Here is an 18,215-nt window from a genome sequence, read left to right as displayed (position 1 = left end):
TTTGACGGGTTTTAGCATCCGTCAACCATATTTCAAAACCGGGTGGTAACCCTGCCAAAAGGTTTATCGGGTGCTGTGGGCCGCTGCGTCCACCCGTTTACCATTCGCTCGCCACTCTCTTGGCAGTTTCTCAACAGCAAAGATGCTGTGAACCCGCAGCCCGTATCGGTGGTCGAGTAGCGAGTAGATCCGATGAAGAAAACTCTGTTTATGGTCCTTGGCCTCACGACGGCCCTTTTCAGCGCCGCCCTTTCCAATACCGCGTCGGCAAACGATCGTTATAGGGAACGCCCGCCGGTGGTCGTGAGCCCCGATCTCACCGCGCCCTGGGTCATGCAGCTTGGGGGACAGAGAGTGCGGCCGGTCGCCTATCCGCAGCGCCCCGCCAAGCCGCGTGTCTACCAGCAGCGCGCCACGCGTGAGATTACCCGCCGCGACGCCATCCGGCAACAGCCGCGCAAGCGTGCCCAGCAAGTAGCGGTCCGGCCGAACAAGGCCGTCAAAAGCCAGATCGAGCCGCAATTCCTGCCGCAGGTGGTCGCCTATGAGACCAAGCATCCGGCCGGCACTATCGTCATCGACACCAACAACCGCTTCCTCTATCTGGTAACGGGGAACGGTAAGGCGCGGCGCTACGGGGTCGGCGTCGGCAAGCCGGGCTTCGAATGGGCCGGCACCCACAAGGTTACCGCCAAGAAGGAATGGCCGAGYTGGACGCCGCCGAAGGAGATGATCGCCCGTGAAGCCGCCAAGGGGCATTACCTGCCGGCCTTCATGGAAGGCGGCCCCCAAAACCCGCTCGGCTCGCGCGCCATGTATCTCGGCTCCACGCTTTACCGCATCCATGGCACGAATGCGCCCTGGACGATCGGCAGCGCCGTTTCCTCCGGCTGCATCCGCATGCGCAACGAGGACGTTGTCGATCTCTACGAGCGGGTCAAGCTCGGCACGAAAGTGATAGTAATCTGAGTTTTCTTTTCTGCATGCCGCCATCGCAAAACCGCGGCCCACTTTTGCGAGACATGCATTTATGTGGCCGGATCGCCACGATCCGGCCGATTTCTCACGGGTAACCCATCTATATTCGCCATGCCTCATCTTGCTCCAAATCCTAAGACGAGACATCTTGCCTCGACTTAAGATCTATTTGCACGAGGGGCAGGGATGAGAAGGTGGACGACGCTGGTGGCCATCGCCAGCATGATGATGGGCATGGTCGCAGGCGAGGCTTTCGCGCAGACCTCGGCTTCGGCACGCCCGCAGACGACGGCAAGCGATGTCGCGCCCAAGGTTCGCAACCGGCAGGTGCCGGAAAAGTACAAGCGCCGCATGGTGCGTTTCTCGACGAACGAAGCTCCCGGCACGATCATCGTCGATACCGACAACAAGTTCCTCTACTACGTGGAAGGCCGGAACCGCGCGACCCGCTACGGCATCGGCGTTGGCCGCGAAGGCTTCGGCTGGTCTGGCGTGGTGTCGGTCGGCCGCAAGGCCGAGTGGCCGTCCTGGACGYCGCCCGCCGAGATGCGCGCCCGTGAAGCGCGCCGCGGCATCAAGCTGCCGGTCGTGCAGAAGGGAGGGCCCGACAATCCGCTCGGCGCCCGCGCCATGTATCTCTACAAGGGCGGGCGTGACACGATCTTCCGCATCCATGGCACGAACCAGCCCTGGACCATCGGGCTCAACCTGTCCTCCGGCTGCATCCGGATGATGAACAAGGATGTCGAGCACCTCTATGCTCGCGCTCCCGTCGGCACGAAGGTCATCGTCATCGGCCCCGGCAGCAAGCCAGGGGATGTCGCCTTCCAGGATCGCGGCATCGATATCTTCCGCACGATCTTTGGCGGCTAATCGTTGAGAGCTGGGGAGGCCTTGCCGCTCCAATCGTCATCCTCGGGCTTGTCCCGAGGATCTACCACCTCGATATCGAGTTGCACCTTGGCAGATGCTCGGGACAAGCCCGAGCATGACGACCACGGAAGTCGCCGGCCACTTACCTATCCTTCAATTTCTCCGGCTTCGGCCCGCCATAGGCCCAATCGAGCAGTTCCACCGTGTGGAGGATCGGCATCGCGGTTCCGGTGGCGATCTGGGTGATACAGCCGATATTGCCGGTGGCGATGACATCCGCCTTCGTCGCCTCGATGTTCTTCACCTTGCGGGCCTTCAACTGCTCGGAAATCTCCGACTGAAGGATGTTGTAAGTACCGGCCGAGCCGCAGCAGAGATGGCCTTCCGCCGGATCACGGACCGCAAAGCCCGCCGCCTTCAGCAGGTTCTTCGGCTGCATCGTAATCTTCTGGCCATGCTGCATGGAACAGGCCGAGTGATAGGCGACCGTCAGGCCTTGCGGTTCGAGCCGCGGCAGATCGAGCGTCGAGAGATATTCGGTAACGTCCTTGGCAAGCGCCGAAACCCTTGCCGCCYTTTCGGCATAGGCCGGATCGAGCCGCAGCATGTGGCCGTAGTCCTTGATCGTCGTRCCGCAGCCGGAAGCGGTGATGATGATCGCATCGAACCCGCCCGTCTCGACCTCACGCAGCCAGACATCGACATTGTGGCGGGCATGGTCGAGCGCCTGTTCCTCGCGCCCCATGTGGTGGACCAGCGCGCCGCAGCAGCCCTCGCCCTGCGCCGCCACGACCTCGACGCCGAGCCGGGTGAGCAGACGAATGGTCGCTTCATTGATGCCCGGATCGAGAACCGGCTGGGCGCAGCCGGTCAGGATCGCCACACGGCCGCGTCTTTCGGCCTGCGGGGGGTGAGTGGCCGGGCCTGCCGAAGCTTTCGCGGCGGATTTCGGGGCCAGCTCCAGCATCGCGCCGAAGGGCTTCAGCGTCGGAACCCGCTTCAACAGCGGCGCGAACGGACGGCTGAACTTCGCAAGGCCGAGTGCAGTCCGGAAGCGTGCCGGATAGGGCAGAACCGCCGCGAGCAGATTGCGGATCATTCTATCCGCGAACGGTCGGCGGTAGGTCTTTTCGATATGCACCCGTGCGTGATCCACCAGATGCATGTAATCGACGCCGGAGGGGCATGTCGTGGTGCAGGCAAGGCAGGAGAGGCAGCGGTCGATATGGGTGACCACCTCGGCATCGGCAGGACGGCCGTTCTCGAGCATATCCTTGATGAGGTAGATGCGCCCGCGCGGGCTGTCCAGCTCGTTGCCGAGCGTCACATAGGTGGGACAGGTGGCCGTGCAGAAGCCGCAATGCACGCAGCGGCGCAGGATCTTTTCCGATTCCGCCACATGCGGGTCGAGAAGCTGTTCGGCGGTGAAGGAGGTCTGCATCAGAAGTTTCCTCCCATTTTGCCAGGGCTGAATATGCCCGCCGGGTCAAGCGCCTGTTTCACGCGGGCGGAAAGCAGCGCCACCGCCTCCGGCTGCGGCTCGAAGGCCGAGGTGGAGGCCCGCACAGCGTCCGACGCGCGCATGAGCGTGGTATGACCGCCGCCCAGCGCCTTGATATAGCGACGAAGCAGCTCGGCTTCCGGATCGGCCTCCATGCGCATCCAGACGAGGCCGCCCTGCCAGTCGTAAAAGGCGTCGATACCGGCCTCCAGCCGCAATGCGGCGACGAGCTGATGGCCGATGGTCGGTGCGACGGAGACCCTCCAGAGCGGTTTCCGGGTGCCATCCGCATAGGGATGGACATCGCGAATCTCCCGCCAGAGCGCCTGGCTCTCATCCATACCGATTCTCGATACTGGTCCGAATGTGGCCATGGCGTCGGCGAGCTTTTCCGCCCGCACGGCCACAGAAGCCGAAAGGCCCTCCAGCCGCAATACCGTCGTCTCGCCTTCCGGCAGGGCGCCGCCGAGGAACCGCCCCTTGACGCTTGCCGGCAGATGCGCGGCGCCTGAGACTTCGACCGGCAGAGCCATCGCCGCCGCCATGGCACGCGCCGCTTCCGCATCGTCAAGACCCGAGATCACGACCGTCTCCACCGTCTGCGGCATGGGCAGGACGCGAAAGGTCACCTCCGTCAGAAAGCCGAGCGTGCCCTGAGAACCTGCCAGCAGCTTCACCAGATCGAGGCCGGTGACGTTCTTCATCACCCGCCCGCCGGCGCGGATGAGCTCACCTCTGCCGTTGACGAAGCGGATGCCAAGCAGGCTATCGCGCGCCGCGCCCGCCACGAAACGGCGCGGTCCGGAAACATTCGCTGCAAACACGCCGCCGATCGTCGGTTCGCCAAAGGACGCCCCATGCGTGCCCATGACGCCGCGATGATCCATCGGCTCGAAGGCCATCATCTGCCGATTGGCGGCAAGCGCCGCCTCGACTTCCGCGACCGGCGTGCCGGCTTTCACGGTCATCACCATTTCCGCCGGCTCGTAATCGACAATACCGAAAAGCCCCCGGGAACTCATCTTCTCGACCGGCTCGGTGGAATTGCCGAACCCGGCGCGCGTGCTGCCGCCGCAGGGCGCGAGCCTTTTCCCCTCATAGGCCGCGGTACGGATGATGTAGGCGGCATCGACTTCGGAAGTGGGTATCAGCATTTGATACCCCTTTCACAGGGAATGCCCCTCATCCGGCTGCCGCCACCTTCTCCCCGCACGCGGGGAGAAGGGATATGCCGCACCAGCTCCGCTCGGCCCGCAGCACCGCGTGAGGCACGTCCCCTCTCCCCGCGTGCGGAGAGAGGGTTAGGGTGAGAGGCAAGATTCCTGAAGAAGCAATCCACCATCACGCCCTGCCCTCCAGCGGGAACACCTTCGAAGGGTTCAGGATCCAGCTCTCGTCGAAAGCGGCGCGCACGGCCATCTGCTGGGCGAGGTCGGCTTCGGAATACTGGTGGCGCATCAAGTCGCGCTTCTCGATGCCCACGCCGTGTTCGCCGGTGAGGCAGCCGCCCGCATCAACGCAGAGCTTCAATATCTCGTTGCCGGCGGCTTCGGCGCGAGCGGCATCCTCCGGATCGTTTGCATTGAACAGGATCAACGGGTGCATGTTGCCGTCTCCGGCGTGGAAGACGTTCGCAACACGCAGTCCGAAGCTGTCGGTGATCTCGGATGTCTTCTTCAGCACGTAGGAAAGCTTGCCGAGCGGCACCGTGCCATCCATGCAGATGTAATCGGCGATCCGGCCGGTGGCGCCGAAGGCGGACTTGCGGCCTTTCCAGATCAGCGCCGCTTCCATGGCAGACTGGCTTTCGCGCACCGTCTTCACCCCATGGCGGCCGGCGATCTCGACGATGTTCTTCAGCATCGCATCCATCTCGGCCTCGGAACCCTCCACCTCGACGATGAGCAACGCGCCGACATCGAGCGGATACCCCGCATGGGCGAAAGCCTCGCAAATCTCGATCGCCGGCTTGTCCATGAATTCGATCGCCACCGGAATGATGCCGGAGCCGATGACATCCGCCACGCAGGCGCCCGCCTCTTCCGACGTGTCGAAGCCAAAGAGAACGGGACGCGCGCCTTCGGGCTTCGCAATCAGCCGCACCGTTGCCTCCGTCACGATGCCGAGCTGRCCTTCCGAGCCGCAGACGAGGCCGAGCAGGTCGTAACCGCCGGCATCCAGATGCTTGCCGCCGAGTTCGATCACCGTGCCGTCCACCAGCACCATCTTCACGCCGAGCAGATTGTTGGTGGTGACGCCATACTTGAGACAGTGCGCGCCGCCGGAGTTCATGCCGATATTGCCGCCGATCGTGCAGGCAAGCTGAGAGCTGGGGTCGGGTGCGTAGAAGAAACCATCGGCGCCGACGGTCTCGGAAATGCTGAGGTTCGTGACTCCTGCCTGAACTGTGGCGGTGCGATTGGCGTAATCCACTTCCAGGATGCGCGACATCTTGGAAAGGCCGAGCACGACCGCATCTTCCTGCGGGATCGCGCCGCCGGACAGCGAGGTGCCCGCTCCGCGCGGCACCACCGGAACGCCATAGCGGTGGCAATATTTCATCACTGCGGCGACTTCGGCCGTCGTGCGCGGCAGGGCCACCGCCAGCGGCACGCGGCGATAGGCAACGAAGGCGTCCGTCTCGAACGGCACCAGTTCGCGCGGCTCATGCACAAGACAGTCGGGCGGAAGAAGGTCCGCGAGATCGGCAATGATCGCCGTCCGGCGCGACAGCACCGCCTGACGCGGCGGCAGGAATTGAATGGCCTCAGACACGAGATCCTCCTTCTTTGCACGACTGGTATACTTTTTTTACCAGTGATACAAGGAGACCTTCCGATGGCGGAGAATTGCAGGAAATGCCGGACTTGACCCACGAACTCTTCGCCCCCGTCTCACACGGCAGGACCGCCGGCGAGGTTGTTCATCGGATCGAGCTTCTCATCCTCAACGGCGTGCTGCGCGACGGTGAGCGGCTTCCCGGAGAACGCGAACTGGCGCAGAAGTTCGACATTTCCCGTCCGATCCTCAGGGAAGCCCYGAAGGAGCTCGAAGGACGCGGACTTCTCGTGAGCCAGCATCGCGGCGGCACCTATGTGGCGGATATCATAGGCGAGGTCTTTTCACGCCCGCTTGTCGATCTCATCCGGCGGCACGCCCAGGCGACCCGCGACTATCTCGAATACCGCCGGCAGCTCGAAGCCATGACGGCGGAGCTCGCCGCCGAGCGGGCCACCGATACGGACAGGCAGCTTATCCGGCACATCCTGGACGAGATGCGGCAAGCACATACCGACGGCCGCTTCGAGGACGAGCTTACCTCCGATGTCGAATTTCACAATGCGATCGGCGACGCCGCCCACAATATCATCCTGATGCACACACTCAGATCTTGCTATCGTCTGTTGAGTGATGATATATTCTACAATCGCAAGGTGATATTCAAGATTGCAGATGCGCATGGTGCGGTCATGGCGCAACACGCCGCAATCGGCGCGGCGATCCTGGACCGCAATCCGGCGGCAGCCCGGCGAGCGGCCGAGGAGCATATCGACTTCATTGCCAGGATGACCGCAGAAGCGGAGCGCGCCGGCGAGTGGGACCGGATCGCCCGTTTGAGGCTTCAGCAGCGGACAAGCTGAGTTGATTTTGCACACCTGTGCAAAATCAGTTGACGTGAAACGAAGCTGCCTCACAATTGTTTTCAGCAAGCCGAATTTGTTGCGGTGATTCTCTTCGGGCTACCTTTGTATGCGCTCGTTTTGCCGTCATTTCGTTCTTATATTCGACATGTCTACAATAGAAACCCGGAGGTGACCCTCAATTGGACTTCCTGAAACGACTGGCGGGCAATGTTCGTCTGATGCTGCAGCGGCCTCCGCGGCAGCAATATGCAGCGCTGTGCTATCGGATCAGGAAGAAACAGGGGCAGCTCGAAATTCTGCTCGCCACCAGCCGGGATACAGGCCGCTGGGTCATTCCCAAGGGTTGGCCGATGCCAGGCAAGAAGGCCCACCAGGTTGCGGAGCGCGAAGCCTATGAAGAGGCCGGCGTGAAGGGCAAGGCGGAAAAGGAACCCTTCGGCTTCTATCACTACCGGAAAACGCTCTCGAACGGCTTCAAGATACCGGTCAGGGTGCAGGTGCATCTGCTCGAAGTCGAGGACCTGCTGAAGAACTTTCCCGAGCGGGAAGCACGGCGCCTGGAATGGGTCTCTTCCGAGGAGGCGGCCCAGAGGGTCAACGAGCCGGAACTCAAGGATCTCCTTCTGCAATTCAAGGAGCGGATGCGAACGCCCGGCCCGGGACCTCTGGAGGCAAAAGCCGGCTGATCCTCGCCACGCCGTCATTGCCTTCGAGCCCGGATGAGATTACCCAAACCGGCTATGAGGCCCCTTGGGCGGGCCCACAACTGATTTCTAGGAGTTGAAAGAGTAAATGGGCCAATCCCGGCCGCGTCTGGTCAAGCCGACGCTCGACAAGGATCTTGAGAAGATTTCCTCCCTCGAGGAGGCCGCACGGCAGATGTCGCGCCGGCTTGCGGCGCCCGGCACGGCACTTCTCTTCCTGATCCTCGCCGCGATAATCGCAGCCTATTCGGTGACCGGCAAGCCGGACGTCGTGCTGGTGATCGCCGCGTCCGCCCTTGCCGCCTACATGGCCATGAACATCGGCGCCAACGACGTAACCAACAATATCGGCGCTGCGGTCGGCGCACGCGCCATGTCCATGGCCTTCGGCCTCGGCCTTGCCGCGGTCTTCGAGGTGGCGGGCGCGGTGATCGCCGGCCGGGGGGTGGCCGACACCATCGCCAATGGCGTGATGCATGGAGGCATGATCACCAGCCCCGACATGCTGATCTGGGCGATGATGGCGGCGCTGCTTTCTTCCGCCTTGCTCATCAATGTCGCGACCTGGTTCGGCGCGCCGATCTCCACCACCCATTCGATCGTGGGCGGCGTGATGGGGGCCGGCATTGCGGCGGCCGGCCTTTCAGCGGTGAACTGGAGCACCGTCCTCGGCATCACGGCAAGCTGGGTCTTTTCCCCGCTGCTGGGCGCCGTCATCGCCGCCGGCTGCCTCTATTTCGTCAAGGAAACCATCATCTACCGCGAAGACAAGATCGCGGCCGCCACGAAATGGGTGCCGGTGCTGCTCGGCATCATGACAGGCGCCTTCGCGGGCTATCTCGCTATTCTCGGCTTCGGAGAAACGTCCGGGGTTTCCGCGCCCGTCGCGACGGGGATCGCCGTCGTCTGCGGGCTTGCTGCCTGGGCGGGACTGACACCGGTGATCCGCCGCCAGGCGGAGGGGCTGGAAAACCGCAATCAATCGCTGAGAAAACTCTTCCGCATCCCGCTGGTGTTTTCCGCCGCCCTGCTTTCCTTCGCGCACGGCGCGAACGACGTATCAAACGCCATCGGCCCGCTTGCCGCGATCGTTTCCACCGCGCAGCAGGGCATTTCCGGGGCCGTCAGCATCCCGACATGGGAATTGGTGATCGGCGGCCTCGGCATCTCGCTCGGCCTGCTGCTGTTCGGCCCGAGACTTGTGAAGCTGGTCGGCGCGGAGATCACCCGGCTCAATCCGATGCGCGCCTATTGCGTCTCGCTTTCGACGGCGCTGACGGTCCTCGTCGCTTCCTGGGTCGGTCTGCCGGTCTCTTCCACCCACATTGCCGTCGGCGCGGTGTTCGGCGTGGGCTTCTTCCGTGAATGGTATACCCGCAACTCCCGCCGCCGGCTCGAATATATCCGGGCGCGCGCCGCCAGGTACGATGTGGCCCCGCCCATGGAGCGGAACGAGGACGAAGTGCGAAGGCGCTATCTCGTGCGGCGGTCGCATTTCCTGAGCATCATGGGCGCCTGGATCATCACCCTGYCCGCCTCCACCGCTCTTGGAGCCGGGATCGCCATGCTCATGTTTGGCCTGTTCCTCTGAAACTCGGGAAATCCAGATGCGCGCCAATTTCCGTATGCAAAGGCTGTTCGTCGATTCTGGTCTTTCGGCAGGTGCGAAGCACGAGGCCTCGTCCGAGCAGTTCAATTATCTCGCCAATGTACTGCGCATGGGGGAAGGTGCCGAGGTCCTGGTCTTCAACGGGCGGGACGGCGAATGGAAGGCGCGGCTCGCCTTTCCCAGCCGCAAGAAGCTGACGCTGGAGATTGCCGAACAGGTTCGCGCGCAGCCGCCGGCGCCCGATCTCCACTATCTCTTCGCGCCCCTGAAGACCGGCCGGCTCGACTATCTCGTGCAGAAGGCGGTGGAAATGGGCGCCGGCCTGCTGCAGCCGGTGATGACGCAGCACGTGCAGGGGAAGATCACCAGCCTCGACCGGCTTCAGGCGAACGCGATCGAGGCTGCCGAGCAGTGCGGCATATTGTCGATCCCGGAGGTCATGGCTCCAGCTAGGCTCAAGGAGCTGCTCGAATGCTGGCCGGCCGAACGCCGCATCATCTTCTGCGACGAAGGAGACGAAGGCCAGAATCCGCTGCCGATCCTCTCGGCGATCGAGGAGCGCCATCTGGCGCTGCTGGTGGGGCCGGAGGGCGGCTTTTCAGAGGAGGAGCGCAAGCTTTTGCGCGAACTTCCCTTCGTCACTGCCATCCCGCTCGGGCCCCGCATCCTGCGCGCCGACACGGCCGCGGTGGCGGCGCTCGCCGTGATCCAGGCGGCGATCGGAGACTGGCGCTAAAACCCTTCGATACACTTGACAGGGCGCTCCTGAAATTCTGAAAGCATCTTGAAGAAAATTCACTTGTGCGGCACGTCAATCCGGTCCAAGCAGCCGGACCCGTCCCCGCAAGACAGGCAGTCGAACAAGGTAGTTCCCATGGCCCGCGACACCACAGACCAGACGCCACTTTCCTCGGTGTCCGAGCTTACCGCCTACCTGGAAAAAGGCCCGCGGCCGAAGGAGCAATTCCGCATCGGCACCGAGCACGAGAAGTTCGCCTTCTTCCGCCAGGACAACAGCTCCGTTCCCTATTTCGGAGAGGCCAGCATCTCGGCCCTGCTCAGGGGCATGGAAGCCAAACTCGGCTGGGAGCCGATCATGGACGGCGAGAACATCATCGGCCTTGCCGAGCATTCGGGCATGGGCGCGATCTCGATCGAGCCCGGCGGCCAGTTCGAGCTTTCCGGCGCGCCGCTTGAAAACATCCACCAGACCTGTCACGAGTCCAACCAGCACCTCGCGGTCCTGCGCGAGATCGCCGAACCGATGGGCATCCGTTTCCTCGGCATCGGCGGCAGCCCGAAATGGTCGCTCGCCGAAACGCCGCGCATGCCGAAATCCCGCTACGAGATCATGACGCGCTACATGCCGAAAGTCGGCTCGCACGGCCTTGACATGATGTACCGCACCTGCACGATCCAGGTGAATCTCGACTTCTCCTCCGAGGCCGACATGGCGCGCAAGATGCGCGTTTCGATGAAGCTGCAGCCGCTCGGCACCGCGCTCTTCGCCTCCTCTCCATTCACCGAGGGCAAGCCGAATGGTCTCGTCTCCTGGCGCGGCGAGATCTGGCGCGACACGGATAACCGGCGTTCAGGCCTGCTGCCCTTCGTATTCGACGCGGATTTCGGCTTTGCCGATTACGTGGAATGGGCGCTCGACGTGCCGATGTATTTCGTGGTGCGCGACGGCAAGTACCACGATTGCACTCATATCACCTTCCGCCAGTTCATGGCGGGCGCGCTGAAGGGCGAAATCTCGGCCTGGGAGCCCACGATGGGCGACTGGACGAACCATCTCTCTACGCTCTTTCCGGATGTTCGGCTGAAGCGTTTCCTCGAAATGCGCGGGGCCGATGGCGGACCCTGGCGGCGCATCTGCGCGCTTCCGGCCTTCTGGGTCGGTCTTCTCTACGATGACGGCGCGCTCGACGCGGCCGAAAAATTCACCGCGGACTGGTCGTTCGACGATGTGAACGCGCTTCGCGACGCCGTGCCGGCAGAGGGTCTCAGGGCAGAGATCAAGGGCGCGTCTCTCATCGATATCGCCCGCGAGGTGGTCGGCATTTCGAAGGCGGGCCTCAGGAGCCGCAATTACGTGAACGGCGAGGGTGTGGACGAAAGCGTCTTCCTCAACCCGCTCGACGAGATTCTGGCCAAGAAGACGACGCTCGCCGAAGACATGCTGGCGCTCTACAACGGCCGCTGGAACGGCTCGGTCGAGCCGGTCTTCGAAGAATACCAGTACTGAGCCGCCTCGGCACGTCTCAAAAACGGTTTCCGCCCGCACTTTTCCGGCTATAGTCTCCTCACGACAAGGAGCCGGAAGGGTGCGCCATGCTGCCACTGTTCGACATGATGCTTCGGGCGCAGGACGGCGCGGCCATTCAAGCCATGGCCAAGCAGTTCAACCTGGCCCAGGAACAGGCGGTGCAGGTGCTCGCGGCGCTGATACCGGCCTTCTCCTTCGGATTGAAGAACCGCAGCGCCAATCCCTATGATTTCGCCGCGCTGACACGCGACATGCTTTCCGGCTCCTACGCAAAATATTTCGAGGACATGAGCATGGCCTTCACTCCCGAGGGGATCGCCGACGGCAATGCGGCGCTCGAAAAGCTCTTCGGCTCGAAGGAGGTCTCGCGGGCGATCGCGGCACAGGCCGAACAGCTCAGCGGTATCGGCCAGGATATTCTCAAGAAGATGATGCCCGCCATGGCCGACACGATCATGGGCGGGCTCTTCAAGCAGATGAGCGGCCAGATGCCGGGAAGCGACAATGCATTCGCGGCAAGCCCGATGGGGCAGATGATGAAACCCTGGCTGGAGGGCATGGGGTTGCAGCCGAAGGCCAAGCCGCAGGCCGCCGATCCTCTCGATAACCCGTTCATCCAGGCCGCTCACAAATTCTGGGGTATCGAGCAGAAGCAACGGGCGGAGGCGGCCAGTGGCAATCCCTTCGCCGACAACCCGTTCGCCAAGGCGTTCCAGGAACTGTGGGCCGGCACCTCCCCGCAATCATCAGCAAGCGTTAAGCCGAAGGAAAAGCCGGCAGCGGAGGACTTCTACCGGGACACGCTGAACAGCATGTTCGACAGCGGGCTGGAGGTGCAGAAGAGCTATCAGAAGAACATGGAGGCGATCTTCGACGGATACCTGCGAAGCGCATCCGCCTCCCCGGACAAGCCGCCCGAAACATGAAAAAAAAGCCCGGCGCGGATCGACCGGCCGGGCAAGGGGCAGGGCTATTGGCAATCACCCTGCGGGGAAAAGGTCCGGTTCAGCGGCGGGGAGGTCGCTGGAACCGGGTGCGGGCGCGCTGTCTGGCGGAGCGCGTCAGCAGGAGGAGCGGATCGTCCAAAAGCCTCGTGTCTCTCAGCGCCTCGGCGACATCGTGGCGTGACAGGCCGATATCATCGAGCTGATTGTCGTCGAGCTCGTAGATACGGTTGGTCGCCACGCGGTTACGAAAGATGCGCCAGAGGGATTTCGTTCGCTTCAGCACGACGGCAAGGCGGCTCTCTGCGCCACGCCGTTCATGAGCGAGGTCGAGTTCGATTCCGCATTCGGTCGTGCTCATCGGTCTGTCCCTTTCATTAGGCACGAGTAGGGCCGCCCTCTCGCCAGAACATGCGAAAAGGTTGCCTGAAGGGCGTCTCGCAACGGAGCGCCGGTAGGTGGAGAATTACGATACCTGTATGCGGAAATTCTATTGATCAGTCCAACGAATGTTTCTAATGATTAGCATCAAACTCACTGATGGATGGTCATCATGTCCGCTCCTCTCGATATCGACCAGCTCCACACCTTCATCGCGATCGTGGATACCGGCAGCTTCACCAAGGCGGCTGACCGGGTGTTCAAGACGCAATCGGCCGTTTCCATGCAGATGCGGCGGCTCGAGGAACGCATCGGTAAGCAGCTCTTTGCAAAGGACGGCCGCGGCAACCGGCTGACCGCGGAGGGTGAGAAGCTCCTGAACTATGCCCGCCGCATCATCCGGCTGAACAACGAGGCGATCGCCGCCTTCGACGACAACCGTCTGGAAGGAACGCTCAGGATCGGCACGCCGGACGATTACGCCGACCGCTACATGCCGGAGATCATCGRCCGTTTCGCGAAGACGCACCCGAATGTCGAGCTCTACATCGTCTGCGAACCCTCGGTGAGCCTCGCGGAGAAGATGGCGCGCGGCGAACTCGATATCGCGCTCGTTACCCACAATCCCCGCCAGCGTATATCCGACGTGGTGCGCACCGAGCCGCTCTGCTGGGTCGCCTCGGCCAACCATCCGCTCCGGGAAGACGCGCCGGTGCCGCTCGCGGTCGGCCGGCGGGATTGCCTGTGGCGGCAGCTCGCCTGTTCGGCGCTCGATGCCGACGGACGCGAATACCAGGTGCTGTTCACGAGCTGGTCGTCAACCGTCGTCGCCGCGGCGGTGCTTGCGGGCATGGCGGTATCGGTACTGCCGGAATCGGCCTTGCGGACGGGCATGAAGGTGCTGTCTTCGGCGGATGGTTTTCCACCGCTGCCGCCGGTGCAGATCGGCCTCATGAAGCGGCCCGGCCTTTCGCCGTCGCTGATGAACGCCATCACGGACCACATCGCCGCCTGCCTCGACAACATCTCGCCGACCGCAGTCTCCGACACGCTCGAGGGCGACATGAAGGCCTATCAGCGGCCCGCAATGCGGGCCCGCGGCGGTCAGGCGCTGAGCTGGTAGCAGGACGAGCGGCCATGTCGAGACATGGCCGCTGCAATACGAAGCCTTCGCTAGGCCAGGTTCTTCTTGAAGAACTCGACCGTCCGGCTCCAGGCAAGATCGGCGGCTGTCTTGTCGTAGCGGGCAGCTGAGGTGTCGTTGTTGAAAGCATGGTTGACACCTTCGTAGACGAATATCTCGAAGGTCTTGCCGTTCTCCTCCAGCGCCTTCCGGTAGGCGTCGATGCCGGCGTTGATGCGCTCGTCGAGCCCGGCATAGTGCAGCATCAACGGCGCCCGGATCGCAGGGACTTCGGCGATCGGCGGCTGCTGGCCGTAATAGGCGACGCCGGCATTGAGCTCAGGAGAAGCCGTAGCCATACGGTTCACCATGCCGCCGCCCCAGCAGAAACCGACCGCGCCGACCTTGCCGTTCACGCCGTCGAGGCCCGCGAGATAGGCGCGGCTCGCTTCGCCGTTCGCCGCGGTCGCATCCATATCGAGAGACGAGAACATCTGGCGGGCCTGATCCTCGTCCGACGGAGTTCCGCCTTCAGGCGAAAGGAAATCCGGGGCAAGGGCAACGAAGCCCTCAAGCGCCATGCGGCGGGCGACATCGCGGATATGTGCGTTGAGACCACGATTTTCGTGGATAACGATGACGCCTCCAAGCGGRCCGGAGGCATTTTTCGGGCGAACCAGATAGCCTTTCATCTCCGTGCCGTTGGCGCCAGGATAGGTGACATCCTCCGCCGTCAGCCGGTTGTCGCCGGCGGAAACGATTTCGGCCTTTGCGCCATTGGCGGCAAGCAGCGGGGCGATGGCGGCTGCCGCCGCACCGGAGCCGGCAAGCCCCGTCAGCTTTTCCATGAAGGCGCGGCGGTCGAGCGTGAGATGAGTATATTCATCATAGGCGTTGATCATCGCCTGGGTGATTTTCGGCTTTTCCGTATCCATGGGATGGTCCTCCTTCACTGGAAGGAAAGACTAAACCCAAGGCGTACGGCCGGCCCACGCAAGTTCCGGTGATCGAAGGACCGAGGAAACACTTCTGCGTGAGAGCCTTATTCCAGCGCCAGCCACACGGCGARCCAGATCCACATGGCCATCAGCGAGAAGAAGCCTGCGATCCAGATCGGTCGGCGATAACGAAGCCGGTTGGAGGTGATGTGGACGTAGGAATGCGCATAGCGGCTCGCGACGAATATCCATGCCAGGGCCACGGTGCCGATATTGTCTGCCGTCGTCACGTAGAGCGCCAGGCAGCAGGCGTGGAAAAGGACGGGAAGCTCGAACTGGTTGGCGATATTGTTGCGAACCAGAAGGCTTTCCGGCGGCTCCTCACGGTTTTCCTTGAACTGCTCGGCCTTTGCGGAGCCGGAACGAACGGCGGCGAACCGCCGTTTCGACAGGAGGTAATAGAGGCCAAAGACCAGCGCGGCATGCGCGATCATCGGCCAGAGCATGGCATTCATATAAGTCAACGGCCCCCCTCCCCTTTGCCCTGAATCAGGAACCGGCGCCGGGATAATTGGGGCTTTCCCGCGTGATCGTCACGCCATGCGGATGGCTTTCGCGAAGCCCGGCGCCCGAAATGCGCACGAACGTCGCCTTCTCCTGGAAGTCCTTGATATCCTTGCCGCCGACATAACCCATGGCAGCCTTCAGGCCGCCGGCGAGCTGGTGCAGAACAGCCGAGACCGGCCCCTTGTAGGGCACCTGGCCTTCGATGCCTTCCGGCACCAGCTTCAGCGTGTCGCGCACTTCCGCCTGGAAATAGCGATCGGCCGAACCGCGCGCCATGGCGCCGACCGAACCCATGCCGCGATAGGCTTTAAACGAGCGCCCCTGGTACAGATAGACCTCGCCGGGGCTTTCATCGGTGCCGGCGAGCAGCGAACCGACCATGACGGCCGAGGCGCCGGCAGCGATTGCCTTGGCAAGATCGCCCGAAAATTTGATGCCGCCATCGGCGATAACGGGGATGCCGTGCTTGTTGGCTTCCTCGACGGAGGCCATAACGGCGGCAAGCTGCGGCACGCCGACGCCTGCGACCACGCGGGTCGTGCAGATCGAGCCCGGGCCGATACCGACCTTGATGCAATCGGCGCCCGCATCGATCAGCGCCTTGGTGCCCTCGGCGGTCGCGACATTGCCGGCGATGATGCGGACTGCGTTCGACATGCGCTTGGTCGCGGCAACGGCATCCAACACCTTCTGGGAATGGCCATGAGCCGTGTCGACGACGATCACGTCGACGCCGGCATCGATCAGACGCTCGGCGCGTTCCACGCCGTCCGGGCCGGTGGAAATCGCGGCGGCGACGCGCAGGCGGCCGTGGACGTCCTTTGCAGCATTGGGGTTGAGCTGAGACTTCTCGATGTCCTTGACGGTGATGAGGCCGATGCAGCGGCCTTCATTATCGACCACCAGCAGTTTTTCGATGCGGTGGGCATGCAGCAGGCGCTTGGCTTCGCTCTGGTCTACGCTTTCCTTGACCGTAACCAGGTTCTCGCGGGTCATCAGCTCGCTGATCTTCTGGGACGGCTCGGATGCGAATCGGACGTCGCGGTTGGTGAGAATACCGACCAACCTACCCGGACGGCCGCCATCTTCCACGACCGGTATGCCGGAGATCCCGTGGGCCTTCATCAAGGACAGCGCCTCGGCGAGCGTCGCATTGGGCCCGATCGTGACCGGGTTAACGACCATGCCGCTTTCGAACTTCTTGACCTGACGTACCTCTTCGGCCTGTTCGATCGGGGTTAGATTGCGGTGGATGACGCCCATGCCGCCCGACTGGGCCATGGCGATGGCGAGACGGCTTTCCGTGACGGTGTCCATGGCCGAAGACAAAATCGGCAGCGAAAGATCGATGTCCTTGGCGATGCGGGTGGAAATATTGGTCTGCCCCGGCATGATCTCCGAGTGCCCGGGCTGGAGCAGCACATCATCAAAGGTGAGCGCTTCTGCGCCGGTTGCCGAAACTACGATGCGTGCCATGGCCAATTCCTTCGATCGGAAATGCGGATCACGCGCCGGAACGAATCGTCCGCCCGGGCGGTCTCGCAAGAGTTGCTAGGAAGTTGGCGAGGGCTGGTAACACGTTCATGACAGGAAGGGAATAGGAAAAACCCGGAGGGGAGCCCCTCCGGGTTCGCATAGCTCGCGGATCAGTCGCGCGGAAGCTGTCAAAGGTCGAACTGATAGCTCTTCGGCACGAAGCGATAGCCCTGATCGAGCCGTTCCACAAAGCCTACGGCGGGGAATGGCATGTGATAGCCGAGGAAGGCGATCCTGTCGGTCGCAACCATGTCGAAGATCTTCTTGCGGGTCGCGGCGGCAGCGGCCTTGTCCATATCGAAACGGACTTCCCAATCCGGCCGCTGCAGGGACAGCACGAAATGATTCGCCGTATCGGCAGTCAAAAGCAGCCGGCGCCCCTGGGACTCGATATTGAAGACCATGTGGCCCGGCGTGTGACCGGCGGCCATCATGCCGGTGATGCCGGAAACCACCTCGCCGCCTTCGCCGATGAAGGTCATCTTTTCGGCGAGCGGCTTCACATTGGCGAGCACGCCATTATGACCGCCCTCGGCCGGCGTGCCGGCGCGGGCGGTATCGGTCCAGAAGTCGTATTCCGCCTGCCCCGTCACATAGCGGGCGTTCGGAAAAGCAGGCTTGCCCTCCTCCATCAGCCCGCCGATATGATCGCCATGCATATGGGTAAGGACGACGATGGTGATGTCTTCCGGCATATAGCCGCCCGCGGCCAGTCCCTCGATCAGCCGGCCGCCGCCCTGGGTGCGCGCGCCCGGACCGAGCCCGGTATCGAACAGGATGACATCGCTGCCGGTATCGACCAGCGTCGGCGAGAAACTGTTCACGAACTGGTCGGCGGGAAGAAAGTTCTGCGCAAGCAGCTCCCCGACCGCTTCCGGGGTCTGGTTGGTGCCGAAGGTCTCTCCGGGATTGGGGGACGGCCGTGAGCCATCCTTGACCACCAGCACTTTGAAATCGCCAACCTTGAAACGATGATTGTCCGGCGGCACGACTCGGTCGATTTCCAATTTGCTGCTCTCCTGCGCGCGGGCCACACCGCTCAGAACCGCCGGCGCCGCGAGAACTCCGAGGCCGACCGATCCCAGCAAAACCCGCCGTTCTATTCCCGATGTCACAGTCATAACGAAACTCCCTCCGTTTTGCAGCGA

17 protein-coding genes are annotated in these 18,215 nt (G+C 62.8%); 9 read left to right on the top strand and 8 right to left on the bottom strand.

Annotated elements, in window-relative coordinates:
* The first annotated feature begins 210 nt into the window (after positions 1-210).
* Together LCM4573_RS24940 and LCM4573_RS24935 are read left to right on the top strand one after the other, a co-directional pair.
* Positions 211-969, top strand: coding sequence for a L,D-transpeptidase (locus LCM4573_RS24940; RefSeq protein WP_244505421.1), 759 nt, complete (start codon positions 211-213; stop codon positions 967-969).
* A gap of 195 nt (positions 970-1,164) precedes the next feature.
* Positions 1,165-1,851 carry a L,D-transpeptidase gene (locus LCM4573_RS24935; protein WP_071009300.1) on the top strand — a complete coding sequence of 229 codons (687 nt, stop codon included), beginning with the start codon at positions 1,165-1,167 and terminating at the stop codon, positions 1,849-1,851.
* A gap of 142 nt (positions 1,852-1,993) precedes the next feature.
* Here LCM4573_RS24935 and glcF read toward each other — a convergent pair whose 3' ends face one another.
* From glcF to LCM4573_RS24920, 3 genes are all read right to left on the bottom strand, one after another.
* A complete protein-coding gene (gene glcF / locus LCM4573_RS24930) occupies positions 1,994-3,292 on the bottom strand; it encodes a glycolate oxidase subunit GlcF (protein WP_071009299.1) in 1,299 nt (432 codons plus the stop codon).
* On the bottom strand, positions 3,292-4,506 hold the full coding sequence (locus tag LCM4573_RS24925; RefSeq protein ID WP_071009298.1) for an FAD-binding protein: 1,215 nt from the start codon (positions 4,504-4,506) through the stop codon (positions 3,292-3,294). The genes glcF and LCM4573_RS24925 overlap by 1 nt, the downstream gene beginning before the upstream one ends.
* 187 nt (positions 4,507-4,693) lie before the next feature.
* Positions 4,694-6,127, bottom strand: a complete 1,434-nt coding sequence (locus LCM4573_RS24920) for an FAD-linked oxidase C-terminal domain-containing protein (protein WP_071009297.1) — start codon at positions 6,125-6,127, stop codon at positions 4,694-4,696.
* A gap of 92 nt (positions 6,128-6,219) precedes the next feature.
* On the opposite strand from LCM4573_RS24920, the gene LCM4573_RS24915 reads away from it, so the two are divergent.
* From LCM4573_RS24915 to LCM4573_RS24890, 6 genes are all read left to right on the top strand, one after another.
* On the top strand, positions 6,220-6,993 hold the full coding sequence (locus LCM4573_RS24915) for a FadR/GntR family transcriptional regulator (protein ID WP_116285745.1): 774 nt from the start codon (positions 6,220-6,222) through the stop codon (positions 6,991-6,993).
* A gap of 182 nt (positions 6,994-7,175) precedes the next feature.
* Complete coding sequence (locus LCM4573_RS24910) at positions 7,176-7,682, top strand: NUDIX hydrolase (protein WP_116285732.1); 507 nt, start codon at positions 7,176-7,178, stop codon at positions 7,680-7,682.
* A gap of 106 nt (positions 7,683-7,788) precedes the next feature.
* Positions 7,789-9,291: an inorganic phosphate transporter gene (locus LCM4573_RS24905; protein ID WP_071009295.1), complete on the top strand. Its 1,503-nt coding sequence runs from the start codon at positions 7,789-7,791 to the stop codon at positions 9,289-9,291.
* Between the two features lie 16 nt (positions 9,292-9,307).
* Positions 9,308-10,045 carry a 16S rRNA (uracil(1498)-N(3))-methyltransferase gene (locus LCM4573_RS24900; protein WP_071009294.1) on the top strand — a complete coding sequence of 246 codons (738 nt, stop codon included), beginning with the start codon at positions 9,308-9,310 and terminating at the stop codon, positions 10,043-10,045.
* A 138-nt stretch (positions 10,046-10,183) separates the two neighbouring features.
* On the top strand, positions 10,184-11,557 hold the full coding sequence (locus LCM4573_RS24895) for a glutamate--cysteine ligase (protein WP_071009293.1): 1,374 nt from the start codon (positions 10,184-10,186) through the stop codon (positions 11,555-11,557).
* A gap of 86 nt (positions 11,558-11,643) precedes the next feature.
* Complete coding sequence (locus tag LCM4573_RS24890; protein WP_071009292.1) at positions 11,644-12,504, top strand: DUF937 domain-containing protein; 861 nt, start codon at positions 11,644-11,646, stop codon at positions 12,502-12,504.
* A gap of 79 nt (positions 12,505-12,583) precedes the next feature.
* On the opposite strand, the gene LCM4573_RS24885 is transcribed toward LCM4573_RS24890, so the two are convergent.
* Positions 12,584-12,883, bottom strand: a complete 300-nt coding sequence (locus tag LCM4573_RS24885) for a hypothetical protein (protein ID WP_071009291.1) — start codon at positions 12,881-12,883, stop codon at positions 12,584-12,586.
* Positions 12,884-13,075: 192 nt separating this feature from the next.
* On the opposite strand from LCM4573_RS24885, the gene LCM4573_RS24880 reads away from it, so the two are divergent.
* Positions 13,076-14,026 carry a LysR substrate-binding domain-containing protein gene (locus LCM4573_RS24880; RefSeq protein WP_071009569.1) on the top strand — a complete coding sequence of 317 codons (951 nt, stop codon included), beginning with the start codon at positions 13,076-13,078 and terminating at the stop codon, positions 14,024-14,026.
* 50 nt (positions 14,027-14,076) lie between these two features.
* Here LCM4573_RS24880 and LCM4573_RS24875 read toward each other — a convergent pair whose 3' ends face one another.
* The 4 genes from LCM4573_RS24875 to LCM4573_RS24860 all read right to left on the bottom strand — a co-directional run bounded on the left by LCM4573_RS24875 (position 14,077) and on the right by LCM4573_RS24860 (position 18,188).
* Positions 14,077-14,961 carry a dienelactone hydrolase family protein gene (locus LCM4573_RS24875; RefSeq protein WP_071009290.1) on the bottom strand — a complete coding sequence of 295 codons (885 nt, stop codon included), beginning with the start codon at positions 14,959-14,961 and terminating at the stop codon, positions 14,077-14,079.
* Positions 14,962-15,068: 107 nt separating this feature from the next.
* Positions 15,069-15,479: an MAPEG family protein gene (locus LCM4573_RS24870; RefSeq protein ID WP_071009289.1), complete on the bottom strand. Its 411-nt coding sequence runs from the start codon at positions 15,477-15,479 to the stop codon at positions 15,069-15,071.
* Between the two features lie 34 nt (positions 15,480-15,513).
* Positions 15,514-17,007, bottom strand: coding sequence for an IMP dehydrogenase (guaB, locus tag LCM4573_RS24865; protein ID WP_071009288.1), 1,494 nt, complete (start codon positions 17,005-17,007; stop codon positions 15,514-15,516).
* A 188-nt stretch (positions 17,008-17,195) separates the two neighbouring features.
* Positions 17,196-18,188, bottom strand: coding sequence for an MBL fold metallo-hydrolase (locus LCM4573_RS24860; protein WP_071009287.1), 993 nt, complete (start codon positions 18,186-18,188; stop codon positions 17,196-17,198).
* Positions 18,189-18,215: the final 27 nt, after the last annotated feature.

It is taken from the genome of Rhizobium sp. LCM 4573 (assembly GCF_001854865.1).
In the GTDB taxonomy this organism is placed as follows: domain Bacteria; phylum Pseudomonadota; class Alphaproteobacteria; order Rhizobiales; family Rhizobiaceae; genus Neorhizobium.
This window is presented reverse-complemented; position numbering and strand designations above follow the sequence as displayed.

Bases quoted from the DNA above. Each gene is read 5' to 3' on its own strand.
- LCM4573_RS24890 (WP_071009292.1), top strand. From the start codon at position 11,644: ATGCTGCCACTGTTCGACATGATGCTTCGGGCGCAGGACGGCGCGGCC.
- LCM4573_RS24860 (WP_071009287.1), bottom strand. From the start codon at position 18,188: ATGACTGTGACATCGGGAATAGAACGGCGGGTTTTGCTGGGATCGGTC.
- LCM4573_RS24885 (WP_071009291.1), bottom strand. From the start codon at position 12,883: ATGAGCACGACCGAATGCGGAATCGAACTCGACCTCGCTCATGAACGG.
- LCM4573_RS24900 (WP_071009294.1), top strand. From the start codon at position 9,308: ATGCGCGCCAATTTCCGTATGCAAAGGCTGTTCGTCGATTCTGGTCTT.
- guaB (WP_071009288.1), bottom strand. From the start codon at position 17,007: ATGGCACGCATCGTAGTTTCGGCAACCGGCGCAGAAGCGCTCACCTTT.
- LCM4573_RS24925 (WP_071009298.1), bottom strand. From the start codon at position 4,506: ATGCTGATACCCACTTCCGAAGTCGATGCCGCCTACATCATCCGTACC.
- LCM4573_RS24895 (WP_071009293.1), top strand. From the start codon at position 10,184: ATGGCCCGCGACACCACAGACCAGACGCCACTTTCCTCGGTGTCCGAG.